The sequence below is a fragment of the Bacillus silvicola genome (genome assembly GCF_050524305.1).
GTDB lineage: Bacteria > Bacillota > Bacilli > Bacillales > Bacillaceae_G > Bacillus_A > Bacillus_A cereus_AT.
The window spans coordinates 1,348,202-1,371,340 of sequence record NZ_JBNGVC010000013.1; the positions used below are offsets into that span (position 1 = coordinate 1,348,202).

The window sequence follows — 23,139 nt, forward strand, 5'->3', positions numbered from 1 at the left end:
AAATCGAGTTTGAACAAATAAAGTGTAAGTAGCTCATTTAAGGTGTTTGTCCAGAAGACTTGAGCATGCTAGCTACTTGCACATCTGTAAAGAAAATCGTCTTCTTATCGTTAAAAAAGAAGACACCGGTAAATCGAGAAAGAGGAGCAGTGCGCTCCAAATTTGAGAAATAGTGAAAGGTTGGGATACCTTAAGTTCCACATAAGGAGGAAAAGAATATGCGTTTTGATGAAGCTTATTCAGGTAAAGTATTTATTAAAAGTCATCCAAGTTTTGAAGAGTCAGAGGTAGTTATTTACGGGATGCCTATGGATTGGACAGTAAGTTTCCGTCCAGGATCTCGCTTTGGCCCTGCACGTATTCGTGAAGTATCAATTGGTCTTGAAGAATATAGTCCGTATTTAGATCGTGAACTAGAAGAGGTAAAATATTTTGATGCGGGTGATATCCCATTACCATTCGGAAATGCACAACGCAGCTTAGACATGATTGAAGAGTATGTATCAAAACTTTTAGATGCCGGTAAGTTTCCACTAGGTCTCGGCGGTGAGCACTTAGTGTCTTGGCCAATTTTTAAGGCAATGGCAAAAAAATATCCGGATTTAGCAATCATCCATATGGATGCCCATACTGACTTACGTGAGTCATATGAGGGAGAGCCTTTATCCCACTCTACACCAATTCGTAAAGTGTGCGATTTAATTGGTCCGGAAAACGTATATTCTTTCGGTATTCGTTCTGGAATGAAGGAAGAATTCGAATGGGCAAAAGAAGTAGGTATGAACTTATACAAATTTGACGTGTTAGAACCGTTAAAAGAAGTATTACCGAAACTTGCAGGACGCCCAGTCTATGTCACAATTGACATTGACGTATTAGACCCAGCTCACGCTCCTGGAACCGGAACGTTAGAGGCTGGAGGTATCACATCTAAAGAACTATTAGATTCCATCGTAGCAATTGCAAATTCAAATATAAATGTAGTTGGAGCAGATTTAGTAGAAGTAGCTCCAGTCTACGACCATAGTGATCAAACACCAGTCGCAGCAAGCAAATTCGTGCGGGAAATGCTGCTCGGCTGGGTAAAGTAAAAGTGAAGGCAGCTCGCTCGGAATCGCAGGTCATTGGAACGCTCGACCGAGAAGCGCTTTTGGCGCAGGCCGAGAGTGTGAAATGGCCGGAGATTCTAGCTGCCGTAGCTAGATAAAATAAGAGCCTTCTATATGAATAGGGGGCTCTTATTTTGTTGTTATGTGTCGGTAAGTCGATATATTTAAAAAATCGCCGATATAATTGCACTTAACGTCATGTGACATAAAAAAAGAGCTATTCTCATCATTTGAGAATAGCTCTTTTTTCTTATGCAACTTTTTCTTCTGAAGTAATACCACGAATTTCATCAGCGGAACGAATTGGGTATTTGCGGAACACAATTGATCCGACGTATCCGACAACTATGGTAACGATTCCGCATAATACGGCAGCAATCGTTACTTTTATAACGTCATTAAATCCGAATAAGACAAGTAGTCCTGGAATTGGTGATGCTGTCCCTGGTGCATTATTAACGAGCTGGAATAGCGACGTAATAATACCGGCAAGTGCACCGCCAACAAAGTTTGTCGCGTAAATTGGAATTGGGTTTGCTGAGACAACATCGGCTTGTGTTAACGGCTCGATTGCGACAGCGATTGTATCTTTCTTTGAACAAATTTTTAGTCGTTTAAAGAAAATAAAATTCATCGGGGCAGAAGCTGCTACGGCAAGACTACCAATAGCCATTGGTAAACCTGTTAATCCAAGCATTGCAGTTAGTGCCATAGAACTTAATGGAGAGGTAGAAATAACTGTTATTAATCCACCAAGCATAATACCCATAATGATAGGACTTTCTGTAGTTGCAACTGAAATCATAGAACCGATTTTACCAAGTGTTGCGTTAACAAGTGGATCCATAAGCATGGCCATTCCACGTGAGATTGGTGCAGCGATAAATAGGATTGCTAAAAATTCTACACCAGCTGGTAATTTCTTTTCGAGAAATTTCACGACGAAGGCACAAACGTATCCAGCGAAAAAACCTGGTAAAATACCGAATCCGCTAGTAGCGATACCGATTAAAACCGCGTATACGGGTGAGACACCGATTGCTAATGCTACTAAAATTGCCGCTGCGACACCGCTCATACTACCAGAAGCTTCTCCTACTGATTGTAAAAAGTCATTATGAAACATTTCCCCACCGATATAACGGTGAAATGCTTCAATAAGAAAACTTGCGATTGCTGCATTAGCTAAAGCACCCATTGCTTTCATTCCGTAAGGAGCACGGTAACTAAAAAGTGTAAATAGACAGAGTACAACAAGTAATAGTGCTAAACCTTGCAAGATAGCCATTTGAAAACTGTCTCCTTTGATTTTTGTAATAAAAATTTGTATCATTCAATAATAATATAAAAGTTTGTTAAACGGAAAAATTTTTTATTGGGAAATTGCTGTAAGGTGAAAAACTCTTACAATAATGTAAGGAAAGTGTAAGGCATTTCGATAGAGTATAGTATGCTTTTTTTCGTATAATACAGGTATAGACATACGGTTAGTGAGAAAGCAGTGCAAACAGGAGGCGCATTTATGAAATTGGTAATTAAAGTTTTAGCTGTGTTCGCCATTATTTTAGGAGGAACAGCGTATTATTTAAACACAAAAACAGAAGGTGTGCATGCTTTTGTAGACAACTTCTTTTCAAATAAAGAAATACAAGATTATTATGCTGTTATAGATAAAAGTGAGAAAAAAGACGATGAATATTTGTATACATTTAAAGGGTATACAGAAGATGGAAAGCTACAAGTTATTAAAAGAATGATGAACCGTGAATTGCATACGGGTGCTTTTATAAAAATTTATGCAAAAGGTATGCAGGGAAAAGGATGGGCTGAAATCCCGAAAGAATCAATCCCGCAAAAAGCGTTGCAAAAAATAGAAAAACCATAAAAGGAGCGAATCGTTCGCTCCTTTTTTAGTGCGTTAAAATAGTGATAGCTGAACTTTTTTTATTAGAAATGATTTTTGCACGTCCACCAATTGGGAAAGTAAAGATTGGAGTTGTATGTCCGAAACTTGCATTCGCAATAATAGGGATATGTGCAAGTTCAGGCTTTGAAGCAATCATTTCTTGAATGTCCTCTATCATACATTCTGCTCCTTTTTGCATTCTTCCTATAACAATGCCTTTTACATGTTCAAAGTCAGGTTGCTGCATAAGAGAATGTAAATATCGATCAAAAGTTTTTAGGGTAGCTTTTCCGGTTAAACTATCCTCTTCAAGAAACAAAATTTTGCCTTGTAAGTTTGGCATATATGGTGTACCTTGTAGTAAATTCAAAGTGCTCATATTTCCGCCGATAATATCCCCTGTTGCCTCTCCTTCCTGAATCGAAACATATCCTTCATTTTTAATAAACTCTCGATTTTCTTGATCAATATACCAAGAGTCATCGCTCCACGTTTCAGCTGGTAGTATTTCAATAGGTTCATGAGAAGTTAAGCACTTTAAAAAGTAATCGGTTGTATAATCGAGCCCTTTCTCCATTCCAAATGAAGAGAAGTGAGGGCCTGAATATGTAACAAGACCTGTTTTTGTATAGATTGTGTTATTTAAAGCAGTAATATCAGAATAACCACAGAAGAATTTCGGGTTTTCACGAATTAAATCGTAATTGAGATGTTTTAATAAACCGTTAGAGTTATATCCGCCAAGTGTCGTCAAAATTGCTTTTACATTAGGGTCTTTAAATGCTTCATGGAGGTCTTGGACGCGTGAAGAAATAGAAGAGGAAGCAAATTGATCTATCTCATCAGCATATTTTGAGAATGTAACTTGAAAGCCCATGTCGGTTAATCTTTTTATAGCAAGCTCTCGGTTCGTATTTGAGACAATACTTAAACTACAAGATGGTGAAATAACCCTTATTTCATCACCTTTTTTTAATTTTATTGGTAGCACCAAATTCACCCCTTTAAATGAAAGAATATTTAGATTTAAAAAACATTTTAACATATGAAATAAAGTGAAGGTGAATTATTTTTTGAAAAGGAGTTTTCCTGATTTTTCAGCAGACAGACAGCATCTTTTTTTGATATGATAGGAAAAGTGATTTATTATAAGTAATATTTAATATCTATAACATTTGAAGGGTGTGCAAGACGTGAAGAAACAACTTGCAGGCTTGCCGGTACACGTTCATTTCGTAACAGAAATCCGTGAAGGGGCGAGGAAGGAAACCGTTGCTTTTGAAGCAAATGGTCAATACTATGTAAAAGGTCAAGGTACATATATAACATTCCAAGAGCCGAACGAACAAGGCGAAGTGAAAACAATTATTAAAATCCAAGATGAACAAGTTCTCATTATGCGTTCAGGTGCTATTTCTATGCGTCAGACGCATGTGAAAGGTGAATGGACAACTGGTACGTATACGAGTGAACTTGGTACGTTTGCATTGCAAACGAAAACTGATAACGTTCTTTTTAAATGGTCGGATGAAAAGAAAAAAGGACAACTCTTCTTAACGTACGCATTGCTTCTAAGTGAACAAGAAGCTGGCAGATATACAATTACAATTAATTTGAAGGAGGCAAAATAATGAATTCTTTAGAACAAGTAAAAGGATTGATTAAAGAAGAAATTCAAGCCGCTGTATTAAAGGCAGAATTAGCGACAGAAGAACAGATTCCAAACGTTATATTAGAATCTCCAAAAGATAAAACAAATGGTGATTTCTCTACAAATATGGCAATGCAACTTGCACGCGTTGCGAAAAAAGCGCCTCGTATGATTGCAGAAGAATTAGTTGCAAACTTCGATAAAGCAAAAGCTTCTATTGAAAAAATTGAAATCGCTGGTCCTGGTTTCATTAACTTCTACATGGATAATAGCTACTTAACAGACTTAATCCCAACAATCGTAAACGCTGGTGAAGCTTACGGTGAAACGAATACTGGTAAAGGTGAAAAAGTGCAAATTGAGTTCGTATCTGCGAATCCAACAGGCGATCTTCACTTAGGACATGCACGTGGTGCAGCGGTAGGTGACACTTTATGTAACGTATTAGCAAAAGCAGGATACGATGTATCTCGTGAGTACTACATTAATGATGCTGGTAACCAAATTCATAACTTAGCTCTTTCTGTTGAAGCTCGTTACATGCAAGCTTTAGGCTTAGAGAAAGAAATGCCAGAAGACGGTTATCATGGTGCGGATATCATTGGAATCGGTAAACGTTTAGCTGAAGAGTTTGGCGATCGTTACGCAAAAGCTGATGCAGAAGAAAGCTATGAGTTCTATCGTTCATACGGTTTAAAATATGAGTTAGCAAAACTTCAAAAAGACTTAGAAAGCTTCCGTGTTAAGTTCGATGTATGGTTCTCAGAAACATCATTATACAAAAACGGAAAAATCGATGCTGCACTTGCAGTATTAAAAGAGCGTGATGAAATCTTTGAAGAAGGCGGAGCAACTTGGTTCCGTTCAATGACTTACGGTGACGACAAAAACCGTGTATTAATTAAAAACGATGGTTCTTACACATACTTAACGCCAGATATCGCTTACCACCGTGATAAATTAGAGCGTGGTTTCGATAAGCTAATCAACATTTGGGGTGCCGACCACCACGGTTACATTCCTCGTATGAAAGCTGCTATTCAAGCACTTGGTTACGATAAAGAAACACTTGAAGTAGAAATCATCCAAATGGTACAACTGTACCAAAATGGTGAAAAAATGAAGATGAGTAAGCGTACAGGTAAAGCAGTTACACTTCGTGAGCTTATGGAAGAAGTAGGCGTGGACGCAATGCGTTACTTCTTCGCAATGCGTAGCGGTGATTCTCATTTAGACTTTGATATGGACTTAGCTGTATCAAAATCTAATGAAAACCCAGTATACTATGCACAATATGCTCATGCTCGCGTATGCAGTATCCTTCGTCAAGGTGAAGAGTTAGGATTAGCTACAGGCGGAGACGTGAATTACAAACTTGTTACTTCTGAGAAAGAAGTAGAGTTACTGAAAAAACTTGGTGAATTCCCAGCTGTAGTTGCGGATGCAGCGCAAAAACGTCTGCCACACCGCATTACAAGCTATGCATTTGAATTAGCAGCAGCATTACACAGCTTCTACAATGCAGAAAAAGTATTAAACCAAGATAACTTAGAATTAAGTAAAGCTCGTTACGAATTAATGAAAGCAGTACGCACTACACTTCAAAATGCATTAGCAATCGTAGGAGTATCTGCACCAGAAAAAATGTAATAGACAAAAGAAAAGATGCTTATTTTTGTTTAGAAGTGATATACAAGTTGATATAAAAACATCTAATCAGTCTATAGACTGATTAGATGTCAAAGAAAGAAGACTGACGAAAAGCTGTATGGCTTGATAATAGGAAGTTGAAACAGAAAAAGAGATGGCAAAGCTATCTCTTTTTCTGCGCCAATTTTCTAATCTAAATATATGTGACAAATATATGTTATGGTGATGAAGTGAAAATAGTAAAATACCAGTTAACTATTGATTTTTAGGAGCGATTCTAGAATAATAGACTGCTGGGGGTAACTTTATCAAAAATCCATATATGTATTATTAGTTGTTGGAATGTTACTAGGAAATGGTGTGATTATTGTAAAAAACATTGTTACAGCTATGCCAAATACTAAAATAACAATTCATCTAACCAATTAGTAATTAATCTTGAAAACTTCCAACTTAGTCAAGAAACTAGGGATGGTATGTTTAAAATAGTACATATAGTACAATTAAAGTTTTCATGATTTGATAAAAAAAATGAAAGGATATAAATCTCTCGGTTTTGATATTATCATCATATATAAGCTCATTTTAATTCTTCGACATAGCCATGGAACCCATTAGGCAAAGTGTTTTTTCTCGACACTCATTTATATACTCCAAAAATAAAAAGGCTGAATTTCGTATTTCTATACGATTTACATGAAATCAGTTGACAACCATACTCTTTTTTAGTTACCCCAAAATTCGGTCCATTGTATTTAAATTTGGAGAATATGACTTTCATCTTGCATAGGCAAACAATACTTCATCCAGAGCGTTTTTAATTATATAATGCTGGCGGTGGAACGCTTTTTGTACTACCTGTTTCGGTGTGTAGGTTGGCTGTGTAATTAAACACCAAACGTTTTAACATATGGCCAATTTCACCTCAACTCATAATGGCAAAAAATGCATCTTCAATAACATTTTTTAGAATACGAGTATCCTAGCGTGTTTCACAATCGTAATCTTCCTCGGCTGATATGCTAAATTCGATTATAGATTGTACTTCTTGTTATTCTTTAGGAGGATAAGTAAGGAAGTTGACCAAATGCATATTTACTGTGAAGTGGCTCTGCCATACGTGTCGGTAATGCAATTTTCGTATTTATAGAGCAAACGTTTGCGTTGATATGGATAAATTTCAGAAACCCTACAGCATAATAAGACGAATGACTGTCATGAGTTTTATCGTGAGTGCTTTTTGAATTGTCTTCTTCTGGCTTTGAAGTTATTCTATGGCCCATTCATACGTATTTGTAATTCGAATTTCTTTATCAAAATTTGTCCTGTCCGGTATCTGTTCTTGTTAAACAGTATAGGCCAGAAATAACATAGTTTAGACATGTCGGAGAAATGAGATGAATCTATATAAAAGTCATACTTTGGACTTCAAACTTCAAGTTTCTAAGCAATAGAAGGGTTGAAAAAAGAGAAAAAGATGATAATAGCTATCAAAAATATTTAAGTAAAATAGCTTAATGGCATTGAATAATAGAATCTTTGTCATAGTATGTTTGCACCAAAATCTATCTACATTTAATTTTATAGGGAGGAATCATACAAAGTATGTATTTAAAAAGAATAACTTCGATTTTCTCGATTATAATGATTTTCATGTTTACCATAGGTCAGAGTTTTTTAGGTATAGTAGCAAATGCAAAAGAGCTAAACACAGCAGGACTTGTGGATAGTATTAAGATTGATAAAACAGATCTTTATATTGGACAAGAGACTAAAGTAACTGTAAACTTCAGTGAAAAAGATGGAGTTAGGCTGAAGCCAGGAGACACACTAACATTAACACTGCCCCCAGAATTAATAGGGTTGAATACACAGTTTGATTTAGGTGATTATGGTACTTGTACAGTCAATTCAGGTACTGTGATATGCACATTTAATGATAAAGTAGATACACGTGATGATATTAAAGGATATTTAAACTTTTACGTGCAAGCTGCTAACGTAGGAGAAGATCAAAAGAAAGAGATTGAAACCAATTTAGGTACAAATGTAGATAAGCAATCTGTAACAATTACCGGTCCAACAAGCGGTGGTGGTACAGATCCTGGAAAGGGTCCGTTTTTTTATAAAACTGGTGATATGAGAGGTAAGCCAGGTGAGGTACGTTGGTTCTTAAATGCAAACTTAAATAAAGAAGAGTTAAGTGATGATATTGTTGTGGCTGATAATTTACAAGAAGGTCAAATACTTAATAAAGATAGTTTTAGGATAGATATTGATAATTATCTAGGCCGTCAAAACTTATCACTGCAAGAGTTTGAATCTAAAGGTTATGGAAAGATTACCTTTACTGGTGAAAACTCATTTCAAGTTGTGCTTTATAAGGATAAAGCACGTCTTTCCTCCTTTTCGATTGCTTATACATCTACTATAACGGATGCCGGAAAGGCGCAAGATTTCTTTAAGAATGATTATACGATTGATTATCAAATTTATAATAAAGAGCCAGTTACTGAATCGGGTAGCTACCCAGTTGAAAATAGGACAGCCGGCGGTGGTGCTGAAGGGGTCCCAAGAGGAACGCTAAAAATTGTTAAGCACCTTGATAAAGATGAAGAAAAAGTCATACCGAATGTTTCATTTGAGTTGTATAAAGAGTCGGGTGAACAAGTTGGAAATCTATATAAAACAGATGAAAAAGGTGTCATCGAAATCAAGGGTTTAACACCAGGCAAATATTATGTGAAAGAAGTTTCAGCTCCAAACTATATTGATTTTGATCCACAGGCAAAAGTAGAGTTTGAAGTGAAAGCAGATGCTGTAAACGGAATTAAGTTGCCGATTTCTAATAAAGTGAAAACTACATCAGTTGCAGGAACGAAGATGTGGAAAGGCGATAACGAGAAAGATCGTCCAAGTTCAATCAAAGTAGAATTACTACAAAATGAGAAAGTAGTAGACACGAAAGAAGTAACAGCGGCAGATGGTTGGAAATACAAATTTGACAACCTAGCAGCTTATGATGCAAATGGAGTAGTATACAAGTATGAAGTAAAAGAACAACCGATAGATGGATACACAACAGAAGTAAATGGTTATGACATTACAAATACAAAAGTGGTACAAACAACTAAAGTAGAAGGAACGAAAACATGGAAGGACGGAAATACGGAAGGTCGTCCGACGATGATTAAAGTAGACTTACTACAAGACGGTACAGTGATTGCGACGCAAGAAGTAAGCGAAGCAACAGGCTGGAAATATGAATTTAAAGATCTGGCGATAAACAATGCAGACGGAAAAGTATATAAGTATGAAGTGAAAGAACAAGCAGTAGACGGATACGAATCCAAAGTAAATGGTTATGACATCACAAATACAAAAGTAGGCAAGACATCAGTTGCAGGAACGAAGACGTGGAAAGGTGGCACAGAGGAAGAGCATAAAGCCATCAAAGTAGACTTACTACAAGACGGTACAGTGATTGCGACACAAGAGGTAAGCAAAGAAACAGGTTGGAAGTATGAATTTAAAGATTTAGTAGCGTTCGATGCAAATGGAAAAGCATACAAGTATGAAGTGAAAGAACAACCGGTAGATGGATATGAATCCAAAGTAAATGGTTATGACATCACGAATACAAAAGTAGGCAAGACATCAGTTGCAGGAACGAAGACGTGGAACGATAACAATGCATCAGATCGTCCGAAAACCATTAAAGTAGATTTAATACAAAAAGATAACTCACCAGCACAAAAAGAAACAGTAATTGCGACGCAAGAAGTAAGTGAAGCAACAGGCTGGAAGTATGAGTTTGAAAATTTAGCAGCGTATGATGAAAATGGAGTAGCATACAAGTATGAAGTGAAAGAACAAGCAGTACCAGGATATGAATCCAAAGTAAATGGTTATGACATCACAAATACAAAAGTAGGCGAAACAAAAGTAGAAGGAACGAAGACATGGAAAGACGATAACGCGAAAGATCGTCCGGAAATGATAAAAGTAGATCTTTTACAAAACGGTAAGGTAGTAGATACAAAAGAAGTAACAGCGGCAACAGAATGGAAGTACACATTTGAAAACCTCCAAGCATATGATGCAGACGGAGCAGCGTACAAGTATGAAGTGAAAGAACAAGCAGTACCAGGATATGAATCCAAAGTAAATGGTACTGACATCACAAATACAAAAGTAGGCAAAACAAAAGTAGAAGGAACGAAGACATGGAACGATGGAAATGCAACAGACCGTCCGACAATGATCAAAGTAGACTTACTACAAAACGGGAATGTGATTCAAACACAAGACGTATTCTCAGTAATGGGTTGGAAATATATATTCTCAGATTTAGCAGCATATGATGCGGAAGGTAAGGCTTACGAATATACAGTGAAAGAACAGCCAGTACCAGGATATGAATCCAAAGTAAGTGGTACCGACATTACAAATACAAAAGTAGGTCAAACAAAAGTAGAAGGAACGAAGATATGGAAAGACGATAACGCAACAGACCGTCCGGAAATGATTAAAGTAGACCTTTTACAAAATGGTACAGTGATTGCGACGCAAGAAGTAAGCAAAGTAACAGGTTGGAAATATGAATTCAAAGATTTAGTAGCGTATGATGCAGAAGGCAAGGCATACAAGTATGAAGTGAAAGAACAAGCAGTACCAGGATATGAATCCAAAGTAAATGGTTATGACATCACAAATACAAAAGTAGGCGAAACAAAAGTAGAAGGAACGAAGACATGGAACGATGATAACGCGAAAGATCGTCCGGAAATGATAAAAGTGGATCTTTTACAAAACGGTAAAGTAGTAGATACAAAAGAAGTAACAGCGGCAACAAACTGGAAGTACACATTTGAAAAGCTCCAAGCATACGATGCAAACGGAGTAACATACAAGTATGAAGTGAAGGAACAGCCAGTAGCAGGATATGAATCCAAAGTAAGTGGTACTGACATCACGAATACAAAAGTAGGCGAAACGAAAGTAGAAGGAACAAAAACGTGGAACGATAACAATGCAACAGATCGTCCAAGCACAATCAAAGTAGACTTACTACAAAACGGTCAAGTAATTGACACGAAAGAAGTAAGTAAAGCAACAAATTGGAAGTACACGTTTGAAAAATTACAAGCTTATGACGCAAACGGAGCAGCGTACAAGTATGAAGTGAAAGAACAACAGGTAGACGGATACAAATCCGAAGTAAACGGTTATGACATCACGAATACAAAAGTAGGCGAAACGAAAGTAGAAGGAACAAAAACGTGGAACGATAACAATGCAACAGATCGTCCAAGTTCGATTAAAGTAGACTTACTACAAAACGGTAAAGTAGTAGACACAAAAGAAGTAACAGCAGAAACAAACTGGAAGTACACGTTTGAAAAACTACAAGCTTATGATGCAAAAGGTAAGATATACAAGTATGAAGTGAAAGAACAAGCAGTACCAGGATATGAAACAAAAGTAAGTGGTACTGACATCACAAATACAAAAGTAGGTCAAACAAAAGTAGAAGGAACGAAGACATGGAAAGATGATAACGCAACAGATCGTCCGGAAATGATTAAAGTAGACCTTTTACAAAATGGTACAGTGATTGCGACGCAAGAAGTAAGCAAAGCAACAGGTTGGAAATATGAATTCAAAGATTTAGCAGCGTATGATGCAAACGGAGTAGCGTACAAGTATACAGTGAAGGAACAACCAGTAGCAGGATATGAAACAAAAGTAAGTGGTACTGACATCACAAATACAAAAGTAGGCGAAACAAAAGTAGAAGGGACGAAGACATGGAACGATGATAACGCGAAAGATCGTCCGGAAATGATCAAAGTGGATCTTTTACAAAACGGTAAAGTAGTAGATACAAAAGAAGTAACAGCGGCAACAAACTGGAAGTACACATTTGAAAAGCTCCAAGCATACGATGCAAACGGAGTGGCATACAAGTATGAAGTGAAAGAACAGCCAGTAGCAGGATATGAAACAAAAGTAAGTGGTACTGACATTACAAATACAAAAGTAGGCAAAACAAAAGTAGAAGGAACGAAAACATGGAACGACGATAACGCGAAAGATCGTCCGGAAATGATTAAAGTAGATCTTTTACAAAATGGTACAGTGATTGCGACGCAAGAAGTAAGCAAAGCAACAGGCTGGAAATACGAATTCAAAGATTTAGCAGCGTATGATGCAAACGGAGTAGCGTACAAGTATGAAGTGAAGGAACAAGCAGTTGAAGGATATAAATCCAAAGTAAAAGGTTATGACATCACAAATACAAAAGTAGGCGAAACAAAAGTAGAAGGGACGAAGACATGGAACGACGATAACGCGAAAGATCGTCCGACAATGATCAAAGTAGATCTTTTACAAAACGGTAAAGTAGTAGATACAAAAGAGGTAACAGCAGAAACGAATTGGAAGTATATGTTTGAAAAGCTCCAAGCATATGATGAAAATGGAGTAGCGTACAAGTATGAAGTGAAGGAACAACCGGTAGCAGGATATGAATCCAAAGTAAGTGGTACTGACATCACGAATACAAAAGTAGCGAAATTGACAGTAGAAGGAACAAAAACATGGAACGATAACAACGCAACAGATCGTCCAAGCACAATCAAAGTAGACTTACTACAAAACGGTAAAGTAGTAGATACAAAAGAAGTAACAGCGGCAACAAACTGGAAATATGCATTTGCAGATGTAGAAGCATATGACGCAAATGGAGTAGCGTACAAGTATGAAGTGAAGGAACAGCCAGTAGCAGGATATCAATCTGACGTACACGGTTATGACATCACAAATACAAAAGTAGGCGAAACAAAAGTAGAAGGAACGAAAACGTGGAACGATAACAATGCAACAGATCGTCCAAGCTCGATTAAAGTAGACTTACTACAAAACGGTCAAGTAGTAGATACGAAAGAAGTAACAGCAGCAAGTGAATGGAAGTACACGTTTGAAAAACTACAAGCCTACGATGCAGAAGGTAAGGCATACAAGTATGAAGTGAAAGAGCAAGCAGTTGAAGGATATAAATCCAAAGTAAAAGGTTATGACATCACAAATACAAAAGTAGGCGAAACAAAAGTAGAAGGGACGAAGACATGGAAAGACGATAACGCGAAAGATCGTCCGACAATGATCAAAGTAGATCTTTTACAAAACGGTAAAGTAGTAGATACAAAAGAGGTAACAGCAGCAATTGAATGGAAGTACACGTTTGGCAAACTCCAAGCCTACGATGCAGAAGGTAAGGCATACAAGTATGAAGTGAAGGAACAGCCAGTAGCAGGATATGAATCCAAAGTAAAAGGTTATGACATCACAAATACAAAAGTAGGCAAAACAAAAGTAGAAGGGACGAAAACATGGAACGACGATAACGCGAAAGATCGTCCAAATATGATTAAAGTAGACCTTTTACAAAATGGTACAGTGATTGCGACGCAAGAAGTAAGCAAAGCAACAGGCTGGAAATACGAATTCAAAGATTTAGCAGCGTATGATGCAGAAGGTAAGGCATACAAGTATGAAGTGAAAGAGCAAGCGGTACCAGGATATGAATCAAAAGTAAGTGGTACTGACATCACAAATACAAAAGTAGGCGAAACAAAAGTAGAAGGAACGAAGGTATGGAAGGACGGAAATGGTGAAGGCCGTCCAGAAATAATCAAAGTTGACCTACTACAAAATGGCAAGGTAATCGATACAAAAGAAGTAAGCGCAGCAAGCGAATGGAAATATGCGTTTACAGATTTGGCGGCATATGATGCAGAAGGTAAGGCGTATAAGTATGAAGTGAAAGAACAAGCAGTAGACGGATATCAAACAGAAGTAAAAGGTTATGACATCACGAATACAAAGGTTGGCAAAACAAAAGTAGAAGGAACGAAAACATGGAAAGACGATAACGCGAAAGATCGTCCGGAAATGATTAAAGTAGACCTACTACAAAATGGTACAGTGATTGCGATGCAAGAAGTAAGCAAAGCAACAGGCTGGAAATACGAATTTAAAGATTTAGCGGCATATGATGCAGAAGGTAAGGCATACAAGTATGAAGTGAAAGAACAACCAATCGACGGATACAAATCCGAAGTGAAAGGATATGACATCACGAATACAAAGATTGGTCAAACAAAAGTAGAAGGAACGAAGGTATGGAAGGACGGAAATGGTGAAGGCCGTCCAGAAATAATCAAAGTAGACCTACTGCAAAATGGCAAGGTAATCGATACAAAAGAAGTAAGCGCAGTAAGCGAATGGAAATATGCGTTTACAGATTTAGTGGCATACGATACCGAAGGTAAGGCATATAAGTATGAAGTAAAAGAACAAACAGTAGACGGGTATCAATCCGAAGTAAAAGGTTATGACATTACGAATACAAAGGTTGATCAAACAAAAGTAGAAGGAACGAAAACATGGAAAGACGATAATGCAAAAGAACGTCCAGAAATGATCAAAGTAGACCTACTACAAAATGGCAAAGTAATCGCAACACAAGAAGTGAGTGCAGCAAGCGAATGGAAATATGCGTTTACAGATTTAGCGGCATATGATGCAAACGGAGTAGCTTATGAGTATAAAGTGAAAGAACAACCGGTAGACGGATACAAATCTGAGGTAAACGGTAATGACATCACAAATACAAAAGTAGGCCAAACAAAAGTAGAAGGAACAAAAACATGGAAAGACGATAATGCAAAAGAACGTCCAGAAATGATCAAAGTAGACTTACTACAAAATGGCCAAGTGGTTGCGACACAAGAAGTAAGTGAAGCAACAGGCTGGAAATATGAATTTAAAGATTTAGCAGCATACGATGCCGAAGGAAAGGCATACAAGTATGAAGTGAAAGAACAACCAGTAGCGGGATACAAATCCGAAGTAAAAGGTTATGACATCACAAATACAAAAATCAAGGACGAACCAGGTGTAGATCCAAAAGATCCAAGCACAGATCCAAAAGATCCAAGCACAGATCCAAAAGATCCAAGCACAGATCCAAAAGATCCAAGCACAGATCCAAAAGATCCAAGCACAGATCCAAAAGATCCAAGCACAGATCCAAAAGATCCAAGCACAGATCCAAAAGATCCAAGCACAGATCCAAAAGATCCAAGCACAGATCCAAAAGATCCAAGCACAGATCCAAAAGATCCAAACACAAATACAGACAAAAATAGCGATTCAAAAGTTCCACCTACTACAGAAAATGATAAGCCAACATTACTTCCTAACACAGGAGGAGCATCAGCAGAAATGATTTCAATTCTTGGCGGTATGGTATTGTTCCTTTTAGGTGGAATTCTATTTGCTCGTCAGCGAATAAAATAATAAAAAAGCTTTAGATTATTGATTAAACCGTAATCTGAGTAGCAGACAAGTTGAAAAATTACTATTGATATTACGCCCTTTAGGTAAGTATTCAAAAACTTCACGATAAAGTGAAGGGAAGAATGCAACCTGAAGGGTTTTTTTATAGAAAAAAGAGAACAGTTTCACGTTGGACTCAATCAACGGCCCAATAATATAGTCAGCTTTCATAGAGATAAGCGGCTCTAAAGCGATAATAAAGCTGCTTTTAAGAAGTCTATTATCACAAGCTTAGAATGTGGTTTCCTATCTCATGTAATTTAAGGTCAATGACCATGTTCCATTAAGTTTTAGATGAATGCATAGCCATTTTTATGGCCAATTTAGAAATAGTATTTTGGAAAGCTTTGTTCTTGAGTAGCTGTTGCAACGTTTATTTCAGGAATAAAAGCATTAATTCCTGAAATTCAAGTTAAAGTTCACACAACTGCAAGGATAATTTTTTCATAATTAAAAACCTCTTTATTAGATGTAATCAATAGTATTACAATTTTTATTCTACATGATAATGCTATGCAATAAATGTGTTTTTTATTTATATATTAAGATTTTAATTATACGCGATAATACCATGTAATAAATATGCTTTTATGCATATTTATTTTTTCTCAATAAACAGCCACCGATTAATCGGTGGCTTGAAATAGTATTAAGCAGCTTTTTGTCCTGTTTTCACGGTAGGTTGAAGGCTATTATAGACGCCTGTACCAATGACCTCTAATGCCATTTTCATACGTTCTGGTGAAATATTCTCAAATACATTATCTTGAGGCGTGTGATATACCTTTTCAATATGATAGATTAATGGATTCCAACTATCGACGCCCATCCAAATAAATAGTGCAGAAGGAATACCCACTTCAGCAAATGGTACGTGATCACTAGAGCCGAATTTTCCTTGAAGAACGAGATCATTATTTAATTGTTTACCTGCTTGTAAGGCAGCATCTGTTACAAGGTTCGTTGATCCATCAGGAGTCATTGCATATAAATTCTTTGCTTTATCATAATTTGTTGCAACCATGTCTGCGTTAAAGACACCTAAAATTCGATCGCGTTCTTTTTGGGACAGACTATTAACATAATAATCAGAGCCAAGTAAGCCAGTTTCTTCAGAACCAAAAGCAATAAAACGAATTTCTTTATCAGTTTCTACATTTTGAAAAGCACGAGCTAATTCTAATACTAATCCCGTACCAGAAGCATTATCATTTGCCCCAGGTGCCCCAACGACACTATCATAGTGTGAACTTACAACAACAGCTTTTTCATTACCTGTACTATTTTTTGGTTTCTTTTTAGCGATGACATTTAGGGATGTTAAATTAGACTCATGTCTCGCTTTTAGGGAAAGCATCGTTGTCTCTTTTTTAGCAATTTCTTCTTTAAACGCATTTCCTTGAGCATAAGCAAGACCAAAGACAGGGATAGACTGCTTTTTAGTTAAGCGAGGATTGAAGGTTTGTCCGTAGTTTCCACGACCTCCAATTAAGCTGTATAAAAGCACACCTTTTGCCCCTTTACTAACAGCATTTTCAACTTGTTTATTATAGTCTGCTACTGTTGTTCCTCTTTCAAATAAAACAATTTTTCCATTTACCTCATTTGGAATATCTTCTAATTTTGTTCCACCTTGAACAAAGATAAGGGGAGCTGTAACAGCTTCTGTAGAAATTAGTGCATTTGGAGCAGCACCAGCTTGCCAATTGCGTTTTGTGGATAATGGTGATTCGATAAATCCAACGTATTGATCTGGAACTTGAAACGGCTGATATTCTACTTCATAGCCCATTGATTTAAGCTGCATACCAACGTAGCGAGAGGCCCATTCTTCTGATTTAGTACCACCTGGACGGGGACCAATTGTTTCGGATAAGAAACGGATATGTTCGATAGCGCGGCTTGCATCAACTTGTGTTGTAATAGGTGAATTTTGTGTGATTTCTGACGTGGAATCAGCTTTTGCTTGTCCGATTGGAGCTAAGCTAACAGCGAGTGATACAGCAAGCAAGGAGCTTACTATTTTTTGTTTCAGTGATTTTCTCATTTTTTCCTCTCCCATTCTTCTATTCTCTCTGACTGACAAAAGAAGACGGATAACGACTACATTTTACCTTTATATATCTGAATTTTCAATAAATGTATGTTGAGAAATAAAAAACGCTATATGCACATTTGCATATTTTTAGCGGATATATGTATGCTATCATTTTAAATGAAGGATCGCTTTCAGTTCTGAAGCCTCCTACATTGCATGAATCTAGTGTACCCAAACTTTAGATTATGTAGGGAAAAGAGATCTGTTATAGGGTTTCTTTTCTTTTGTTTGAATCATGTGATGATAACTATGTTTCCGCATTTCATAATTATCATCAATGATATATGTAAGGCATCCATATGAAAATACGAGGCTGTTCAAGAGTTTTCCGTACTTTTGGGCAGCCTCACCCCGTTAAAAAGGTGATGCTTTGATGCACCACCTTTTTATTTATATAAGCTTTTACATGCATAAAAATAATGAAAAAACAGCCGTTTCAGTAGCAGGAATCTACAAAACGGCTGTTTTTTATTATATTTCTGTTAAAATAATCGGTTCACCGCGAGTTACAACGATTGTATGTTCACATTGTGCAACAAGGCTTTTGTCTGGTGTAACGAATGTCCAACCATCATCACCGCGCTCAATAATATGATCTGCTTTCATTGAGATGAATGGTTCTACAGCGATAACAAGACCGTCTTTTAGAAGTGCATTATCCATTGGATCATAGTAGCTTAAAATGTGGTTTGGAGCTTCATGTAAACTAAGGCCAATGCCATGACCAGTTAAGTTTTGGATTACGTTATATCCACTTTTATGTGCAAAGTTAGAAACAGCACGACCAATTTGATTTTGTTTTGATCCAGCTTTTATTTTTTTCATTGCTTCCCAAAATGCATCTACTGCAGCTTGGCATAGCTTTTCTTTTTCTTCATCTTCTCCAAGAACAAATGAGATACCTGTATCTGCATAATAGCCGTCAAGTGCTGCTGATACGTCTACGTTTACTAAATCGCCTTCTTTTAATACACGATCGCCTGGAATACCGTGAGCAACTTCTTCATTTACACTAATGCAAGTTACACCTGGGAATTTATATTCTTTTTCAGGCGCTGAAATAGCACCGTTCTCGTCTAATACTTTTTTACCAATTAAATCAAGCTCTTTCGTTGTCATACCTGGCTTCGCTTGCTTTTTCATTTCTTCGCGTGCAAGTGCAACGATGCGGCCGATTTTTCGTAAACCTTCTAAATCTTGTTCATTACGAATAATCATGAAAACCACTGTCCTTCCTCGAATATATGTCTTATCCGATTGTATCATGTTTGTTTTTGTACTGCTACTCGCGTGCGGTATGCGGGTTGATTCCTCTCATAGAGAATACATGACAATTGTCATATGGATGTCATGACGCATCATACTGTTTCCTAACTTTTCCAGAGCGTACAATGTAAATATAAGAAACGGCGGGGGTGGAGAGATGGAAAAGATTATTGAAGTAAATGGTGTTTCTAAAACATTTAAACATAAAGAAGCAGTAAATAACGTTTCATTTCATGTGAATAAAGGGCAAATAGTAGCATTACTCGGACCGAATGGTGCGGGGAAAACAACGACAATTTCAATGATGCTCGGATTAAAAGATCCAACAGAAGGGAATATCTCTATATTTGGAAAGAGTCCGAAGCATAGAGAGGTTCGCAATAGCCTCGGTGCGATGCTGCAAGAAGTAAGTGTGATTGATAGCATCACGGTAGAAGAGGCAATCGAGTTATTCCGTAGTTATTATACGAATCCTGTAGAGAAAGAAACATTACTGCAGTTGTCAAACTTAGAAACAGAACGAAAGCAAAGATGTGAGAAATTATCGGGCGGTCAAAAAAGGAGGTTAAATTTTGCGCTGGCACTTGCAGGGAATCCAGATTTGTTGTTTTTAGATGAACCAACTGTAGGGATGGACATTACATCTCGAAAAACGTTTTGGGAAACGATTAGAAAATTAGCAAGTGAAGGGAAAACGATTATTTTAACAACACATTATTTAGAAGAAGCGGATGCGTTAGCAGATCGAATTTTATTATTTGCGAACGGAAAGATTATCGCAGATGGCACACCGGATGAGATGAAAGCGACAATCTCGCAAAAAACAGTTTCGTTTGTTGCAACGGAGAAAATACCGAAAGCTTTATTAAAAGGATTGCCAAATGTGACGGGGGTTCAGTCTCATGAACCGCGTATTATTTTAACGACGGATGATACAGATGCTACATTGCGAGCGATTTTTAAGAAAGATTTACCTGTTATGGACATTTCAGTTGAACGCGGAAGTCTTGATGAAGCGTTTGAGCAGTTTGTTGCAAATCAGAAGGAGGGAATCGCATGAAAGCTTTATGGATGCAGTGCAAAATAGAAATTTTACGTACGTTTCGTAATAAATTATTTATCTTTTTTTCATTATTAATGCCAGTTATGTTTTATTACATCTTTACAAATGTAGTTCAAGTGCCACAGAACGGAGATGCTTGGAAAGCACATTATTTAATTTCAATGGCGACTTTCAGTATTGTAGGGACTGCACTTTTTAGTTTCGGTGTGAGACTTTCTCAGGAAAAAGGGCAAGGATGGACTCATCTTTTAAAAATTACACCACTTCCAGAAGGTGCGTATATAACAGCTAAAATTATTGCTCAAACAGTAGTGAATGCTTTTTCAATCTTAGTTATTTTTATGGCAGGAATATTAATTAATAACGTCGAGTTAACGGTAGGACAATGGATTGGTGCTGGGTTATGGCTATTATTAGGCGTGACACCATTTTTAGCGCTCGGAACAGTAATAGGTTCAATTAAGAAGGCAGATGCAGCTGCTGGGTTAGCGAATATTTTAAATATGTGTTTAGCCATTCTTGGCGGCTTATGGATGCCAATTGAAATATTTCCAAAAATATTAAGATCTATTGGTGAATGGACACCAACATATCATTTCGGAAGCGGTGCGTGGGATATTGTAGCTGGGAAGTCAATTGGTTGGGAAAATATCGCGGTACTAGGAGGTTATTTCCTTATATTTGTTGTAGTATCAATATATATAAGAAAAAGACAGGAAGCGGTATAAATGATAGAGAAGAAGAGGATTGAGATTTTTCCGAAACAGATGGGTTTCTTCCCGTATATGTGGCTCGTGTATTTATTATTTCCAATCTATAATTTAACACAAGTATCAGGATGGAAGCTTGTAATAGGGATCGGTATGTTGATAGTCTTCACCGTCACATACCGGCAGCTTTATTTTGTTAATAAGACTTTTGTTTTATGGGCATGCATCCAAATGATACTTACCTTGTTATTTGCTTTTTATTATAATCCTTTCATGATCTTTTTTGGGTTTTTCACGGCGAGTGCGATAGGGTTTGCTCCTAGTAAAAAAGTATTTCGAGTGCTGTTGTCTCTGTTAATTGTAATGCTTGGAACTTTTATATTTGTAAACCTTAATCACCTATCAACTACAGAATTAGTGAATATAGTTCCGATGTTTATTATAATGCTGCTTACACCATTTGGTATGCGTAATTTTAATCAAAAAAAGATGTTAAAGAATCAACTAAACGAAGCAAACGAACAAATTAAAGACTTAGTAAAACGTGAAGAGCGTCAGCGAATTGCAAGGGATCTTCACGACACGTTAGGGCATACGCTATCTCTTATTACTTTAAAAAGCCAGCTCGTGGAGAAGTTAATTGTGAAAAATCCAGAACGTGCAAGTATGGAAGCGAAGGAAATTACACAAACATCTCGTACAGCTTTAAAGCAGTTAAGAGAGTTAATTTCTGATATGCGTATGATTACAGTAGAAGAAGAGCTGGAGCAAATAAAGGCGATTTTACAAGCTGCTAATATTGAATTAGAGGTGAAGCAGGAAGCAAGTTCGAGTTCGTTATCACCAATTGAACAAAATATTTTAGGAATGTGTTTGCGTGAGGCAGTTACGAATATTGTAAAGCATAGTAAGGCGACGGAGTGCATTGTATCTGTATTAGAATCGCAAGGTGAACTGATTTTGAAAGTAGAGGATAATGGCGTAGGTTTGGAAAATCAAAATCATGATGGAAACGGTATTCGCGGTATGAAGGAGCGGATCGCCCTTATTGATGGGTTTGTTGAACTAAATACGATAAATCCAGGGACACTATTAATAGTAAAAGTACCAGTTGTTATTAGAACAGGAAAAGATGAGGTGAGGGCATGATTCGAATTATTATTGCAGAAGATCAGCGAATGCTTCGTGGTGCGTTAGGAGCCCTGCTTGATCTAGAGGATGATATTGAAGTAGTTGGTCAGGCTGCGAATGGGGAAGAGGCGTTAAAATTAATCGAATCGCTAAGGCCTGATATAAGTATTATGGATATTGAAATGCCGATTCAAAGTGGTTTAGATGTTGCTGAAGCGCTGAAGAAGGAAAAGTCACCTTGTAAAGTAATGATTTTAACAACATTTGCACGACCAGGTTATTTTGAACGGGCAATGAAAACTGGTGTTCACGGGTATTTATTAAAAGATAGCCCAAGTGAAGATTTAGCTGCAGCAATTCGTAATGTAATGAAAGGAAAGCGAGAGATCTCTCAAGATTTAATGTTCGGCTTATGGCAGGAACAAAATCCGTTATCAGATCGTGAAAAAGAAGTATTGTTACTTGCGAAAGAAGGAAAGACGGCAAATGAAATTGCGAAGGCACTTTATCTTTCACCTGGTACAGTACGTAATTATATTTCTGAAGTATTAACGAAGCTTGATGCGAAAAATAGAATTGAGGCAATTACAATTGCGGAAGAAAAGGGATGGATATGAAAAGAAGTTTACCTATGAGTGGTAAGCTTCTTTTTTCTTATAAACAAGTATTTCAATAGAGAGTTTCGTCGCAGTCGCATAGCTCAGAATTTGAAGTATATCGCGTAATTTAGATTTTACTTCATTTTTCGACAAAAAATTTGTTATAGTAAGATTAGGTTGTTGGTCTAAATTTTGGACAACTTTACCACTAACAGTTGTAATTACTCCATTTTTATCTACTTTTACAATAAGATCTTGGCCATATACTTTATAATTTTTGTAAGTTTGTGCAAGGCGAACTTCGGTTTTATTTTCTTTTGTATCTTTATTTGTAGGTTGGGAATCTACATTCATTTCAGTTGTCACTCACCCTTGTTGAGCTTTAGCCTCATTTATCTCACCCTTTAAATACTTTTTCGCCATATATTTTTGTATCATTTTGAGGTTGTGTTAATTTTTAAATCGTTAAACTAGGCTGAGCAATTTCAACGTTTACTTCATTTCTATCTAGTTCTTGGGTGTGAATAGCTTCTGCTGATAAAGGATAAAGA

At 36.9% G+C, this 23,139-nt stretch carries 14 protein-coding genes; 9 read left to right on the plus strand and 5 right to left on the minus strand.

Translation table 11 applies throughout. The annotated features are described in order from the left end of the window. Positions 1 to 218 precede the first annotated feature (218 nt). Positions 219 to 1,091, plus strand: a complete 873-nt coding sequence (speB, locus tag ACP6L7_RS29090) for an agmatinase (RefSeq protein ID WP_097831437.1) — start codon at positions 219 to 221, stop codon at positions 1,089 to 1,091. Between the two features lie 268 nt (positions 1,092 to 1,359). Here the strand turns inward: speB and ACP6L7_RS29095 are convergent, their stop codons facing one another. Continuing rightward, positions 1,360 to 2,397: a PTS sugar transporter subunit IIC gene (locus tag ACP6L7_RS29095; protein WP_097831439.1), complete on the minus strand. Its 1,038-nt coding sequence runs from the start codon at positions 2,395 to 2,397 to the stop codon at positions 1,360 to 1,362. 234 nt (positions 2,398 to 2,631) lie between these two features. Between ACP6L7_RS29095 and ACP6L7_RS29100 the strand changes: the two genes are divergently transcribed. Beyond that, positions 2,632 to 2,994 carry a YxeA family protein gene (locus ACP6L7_RS29100; RefSeq protein WP_097831440.1) on the plus strand — a complete coding sequence of 121 codons (363 nt, stop codon included), beginning with the start codon at positions 2,632 to 2,634 and terminating at the stop codon, positions 2,992 to 2,994. Between the two features lie 25 nt (positions 2,995 to 3,019). Here ACP6L7_RS29100 and ACP6L7_RS29105 read toward each other — a convergent pair whose 3' ends face one another. Next, positions 3,020 to 4,060: a S66 family peptidase gene (locus ACP6L7_RS29105; RefSeq protein WP_141533522.1), complete on the minus strand. Its 1,041-nt coding sequence runs from the start codon at positions 4,058 to 4,060 to the stop codon at positions 3,020 to 3,022. Positions 4,061 to 4,208: 148 nt separating this feature from the next. Between ACP6L7_RS29105 and ACP6L7_RS29110 the strand changes: the two genes are divergently transcribed. The 3 genes from ACP6L7_RS29110 to ACP6L7_RS29120 all read left to right on the plus strand — a co-directional run bounded on the left by ACP6L7_RS29110 (position 4,209) and on the right by ACP6L7_RS29120 (position 15,682). After that, the gene (locus tag ACP6L7_RS29110) at positions 4,209 to 4,646 is read left to right on the plus strand and encodes a YwiB family protein (RefSeq protein WP_000744340.1); all 438 of its coding nucleotides are present in this window, start codon (positions 4,209 to 4,211) and stop codon (positions 4,644 to 4,646) included. Then, positions 4,646 to 6,316: an arginine--tRNA ligase gene (gene argS, locus ACP6L7_RS29115; protein WP_001086435.1), complete on the plus strand. Its 1,671-nt coding sequence runs from the start codon at positions 4,646 to 4,648 to the stop codon at positions 6,314 to 6,316. The genes ACP6L7_RS29110 and argS overlap by 1 nt, the downstream gene beginning before the upstream one ends. Positions 6,317 to 7,921: 1,605 nt before the next feature. Then, on the plus strand, positions 7,922 to 15,682 hold the full coding sequence (locus ACP6L7_RS29120) for a Cna B-type domain-containing protein (RefSeq protein ID WP_430529541.1): 7,761 nt from the start codon (positions 7,922 to 7,924) through the stop codon (positions 15,680 to 15,682). Positions 15,683 to 16,370: 688 nt separating this feature from the next. Here the strand turns inward: ACP6L7_RS29120 and ACP6L7_RS29125 are convergent. Both ACP6L7_RS29125 and map read right to left on the minus strand, forming a co-directional pair. After that, positions 16,371 to 17,768 carry a M28 family metallopeptidase gene (locus ACP6L7_RS29125; RefSeq protein ID WP_097831484.1) on the minus strand — a complete coding sequence of 466 codons (1,398 nt, stop codon included), beginning with the start codon at positions 17,766 to 17,768 and terminating at the stop codon, positions 16,371 to 16,373. A 522-nt stretch (positions 17,769 to 18,290) separates the two neighbouring features. Continuing rightward, complete coding sequence (map, locus tag ACP6L7_RS29130; RefSeq protein ID WP_128856181.1) at positions 18,291 to 19,085, minus strand: type I methionyl aminopeptidase; 795 nt, start codon at positions 19,083 to 19,085, stop codon at positions 18,291 to 18,293. 157 nt (positions 19,086 to 19,242) lie between these two features. Here map and ACP6L7_RS29135 point away from each other — a divergent pair, with 157 nt between their 5' ends. Genes ACP6L7_RS29135 through ACP6L7_RS29150 form a run of 4 tightly spaced genes read left to right on the plus strand, consistent with a single transcriptional unit; the run spans position 19,243 to position 22,606 of the window. Continuing rightward, on the plus strand, positions 19,243 to 20,145 hold the full coding sequence (locus tag ACP6L7_RS29135) for an ABC transporter ATP-binding protein (RefSeq protein ID WP_097831446.1): 903 nt from the start codon (positions 19,243 to 19,245) through the stop codon (positions 20,143 to 20,145). Next, a complete protein-coding gene (locus ACP6L7_RS29140; protein WP_097831447.1) occupies positions 20,142 to 20,876 on the plus strand; it encodes an ABC transporter permease in 735 nt (244 codons plus the stop codon). The genes ACP6L7_RS29135 and ACP6L7_RS29140 overlap by 4 nt, the downstream gene beginning before the upstream one ends. Next, entirely contained in the window at positions 20,877 to 22,007 is a 1,131-nt protein-coding gene (locus ACP6L7_RS29145; RefSeq protein ID WP_098361668.1) for a sensor histidine kinase, read from the plus strand. Next, complete coding sequence (locus tag ACP6L7_RS29150; protein WP_097831449.1) at positions 22,004 to 22,606, plus strand: response regulator transcription factor; 603 nt, start codon at positions 22,004 to 22,006, stop codon at positions 22,604 to 22,606. The genes ACP6L7_RS29145 and ACP6L7_RS29150 overlap by 4 nt, the downstream gene beginning before the upstream one ends. Positions 22,607 to 22,618: 12 nt before the next feature. On the opposite strand, the gene ACP6L7_RS29155 is transcribed toward ACP6L7_RS29150, so the two are convergent. Further along, the gene (locus ACP6L7_RS29155; RefSeq protein ID WP_071744047.1) at positions 22,619 to 22,942 is read right to left on the minus strand and encodes a bacillolysin; all 324 of its coding nucleotides are present in this window, start codon (positions 22,940 to 22,942) and stop codon (positions 22,619 to 22,621) included. Positions 22,943 to 23,139 lie beyond the last annotated feature (197 nt).

Coding starts and splice junctions, on each gene's coding strand:
- speB (WP_097831437.1), top strand. CDS start 219: ATGCGTTTTGATGAAGCTTATTCAGGTAAAGTATTTATTAAAAGTCAT.
- ACP6L7_RS29095 (WP_097831439.1), bottom strand. CDS start 2,397: ATGGCTATCTTGCAAGGTTTAGCACTATTACTTGTTGTACTCTGTCTA.
- ACP6L7_RS29100 (WP_097831440.1), top strand. CDS start 2,632: ATGAAATTGGTAATTAAAGTTTTAGCTGTGTTCGCCATTATTTTAGGA.
- ACP6L7_RS29105 (WP_141533522.1), bottom strand. CDS start 4,060: ATGTTAAAATGTTTTTTAAATCTAAATATTCTTTCATTTAAAGGGGTG.
- argS (WP_001086435.1), top strand. CDS start 4,646: ATGAATTCTTTAGAACAAGTAAAAGGATTGATTAAAGAAGAAATTCAA.
- ACP6L7_RS29120 (WP_430529541.1), top strand. CDS start 7,922: ATGTATTTAAAAAGAATAACTTCGATTTTCTCGATTATAATGATTTTC.
- ACP6L7_RS29125 (WP_097831484.1), bottom strand. CDS start 17,768: ATGAGAAAATCACTGAAACAAAAAATAGTAAGCTCCTTGCTTGCTGTA.
- map (WP_128856181.1), bottom strand. CDS start 19,085: ATGATACAATCGGATAAGACATATATTCGAGGAAGGACAGTGGTTTTC.
- ACP6L7_RS29135 (WP_097831446.1), top strand. CDS start 19,243: ATGGAAAAGATTATTGAAGTAAATGGTGTTTCTAAAACATTTAAACAT.
- ACP6L7_RS29140 (WP_097831447.1), top strand. CDS start 20,142: ATGAAAGCTTTATGGATGCAGTGCAAAATAGAAATTTTACGTACGTTT.
- ACP6L7_RS29145 (WP_098361668.1), top strand. CDS start 20,877: ATGATAGAGAAGAAGAGGATTGAGATTTTTCCGAAACAGATGGGTTTC.
- ACP6L7_RS29150 (WP_097831449.1), top strand. CDS start 22,004: ATGATTCGAATTATTATTGCAGAAGATCAGCGAATGCTTCGTGGTGCG.
- ACP6L7_RS29155 (WP_071744047.1), bottom strand. CDS start 22,942: ATGAATGTAGATTCCCAACCTACAAATAAAGATACAAAAGAAAATAAA.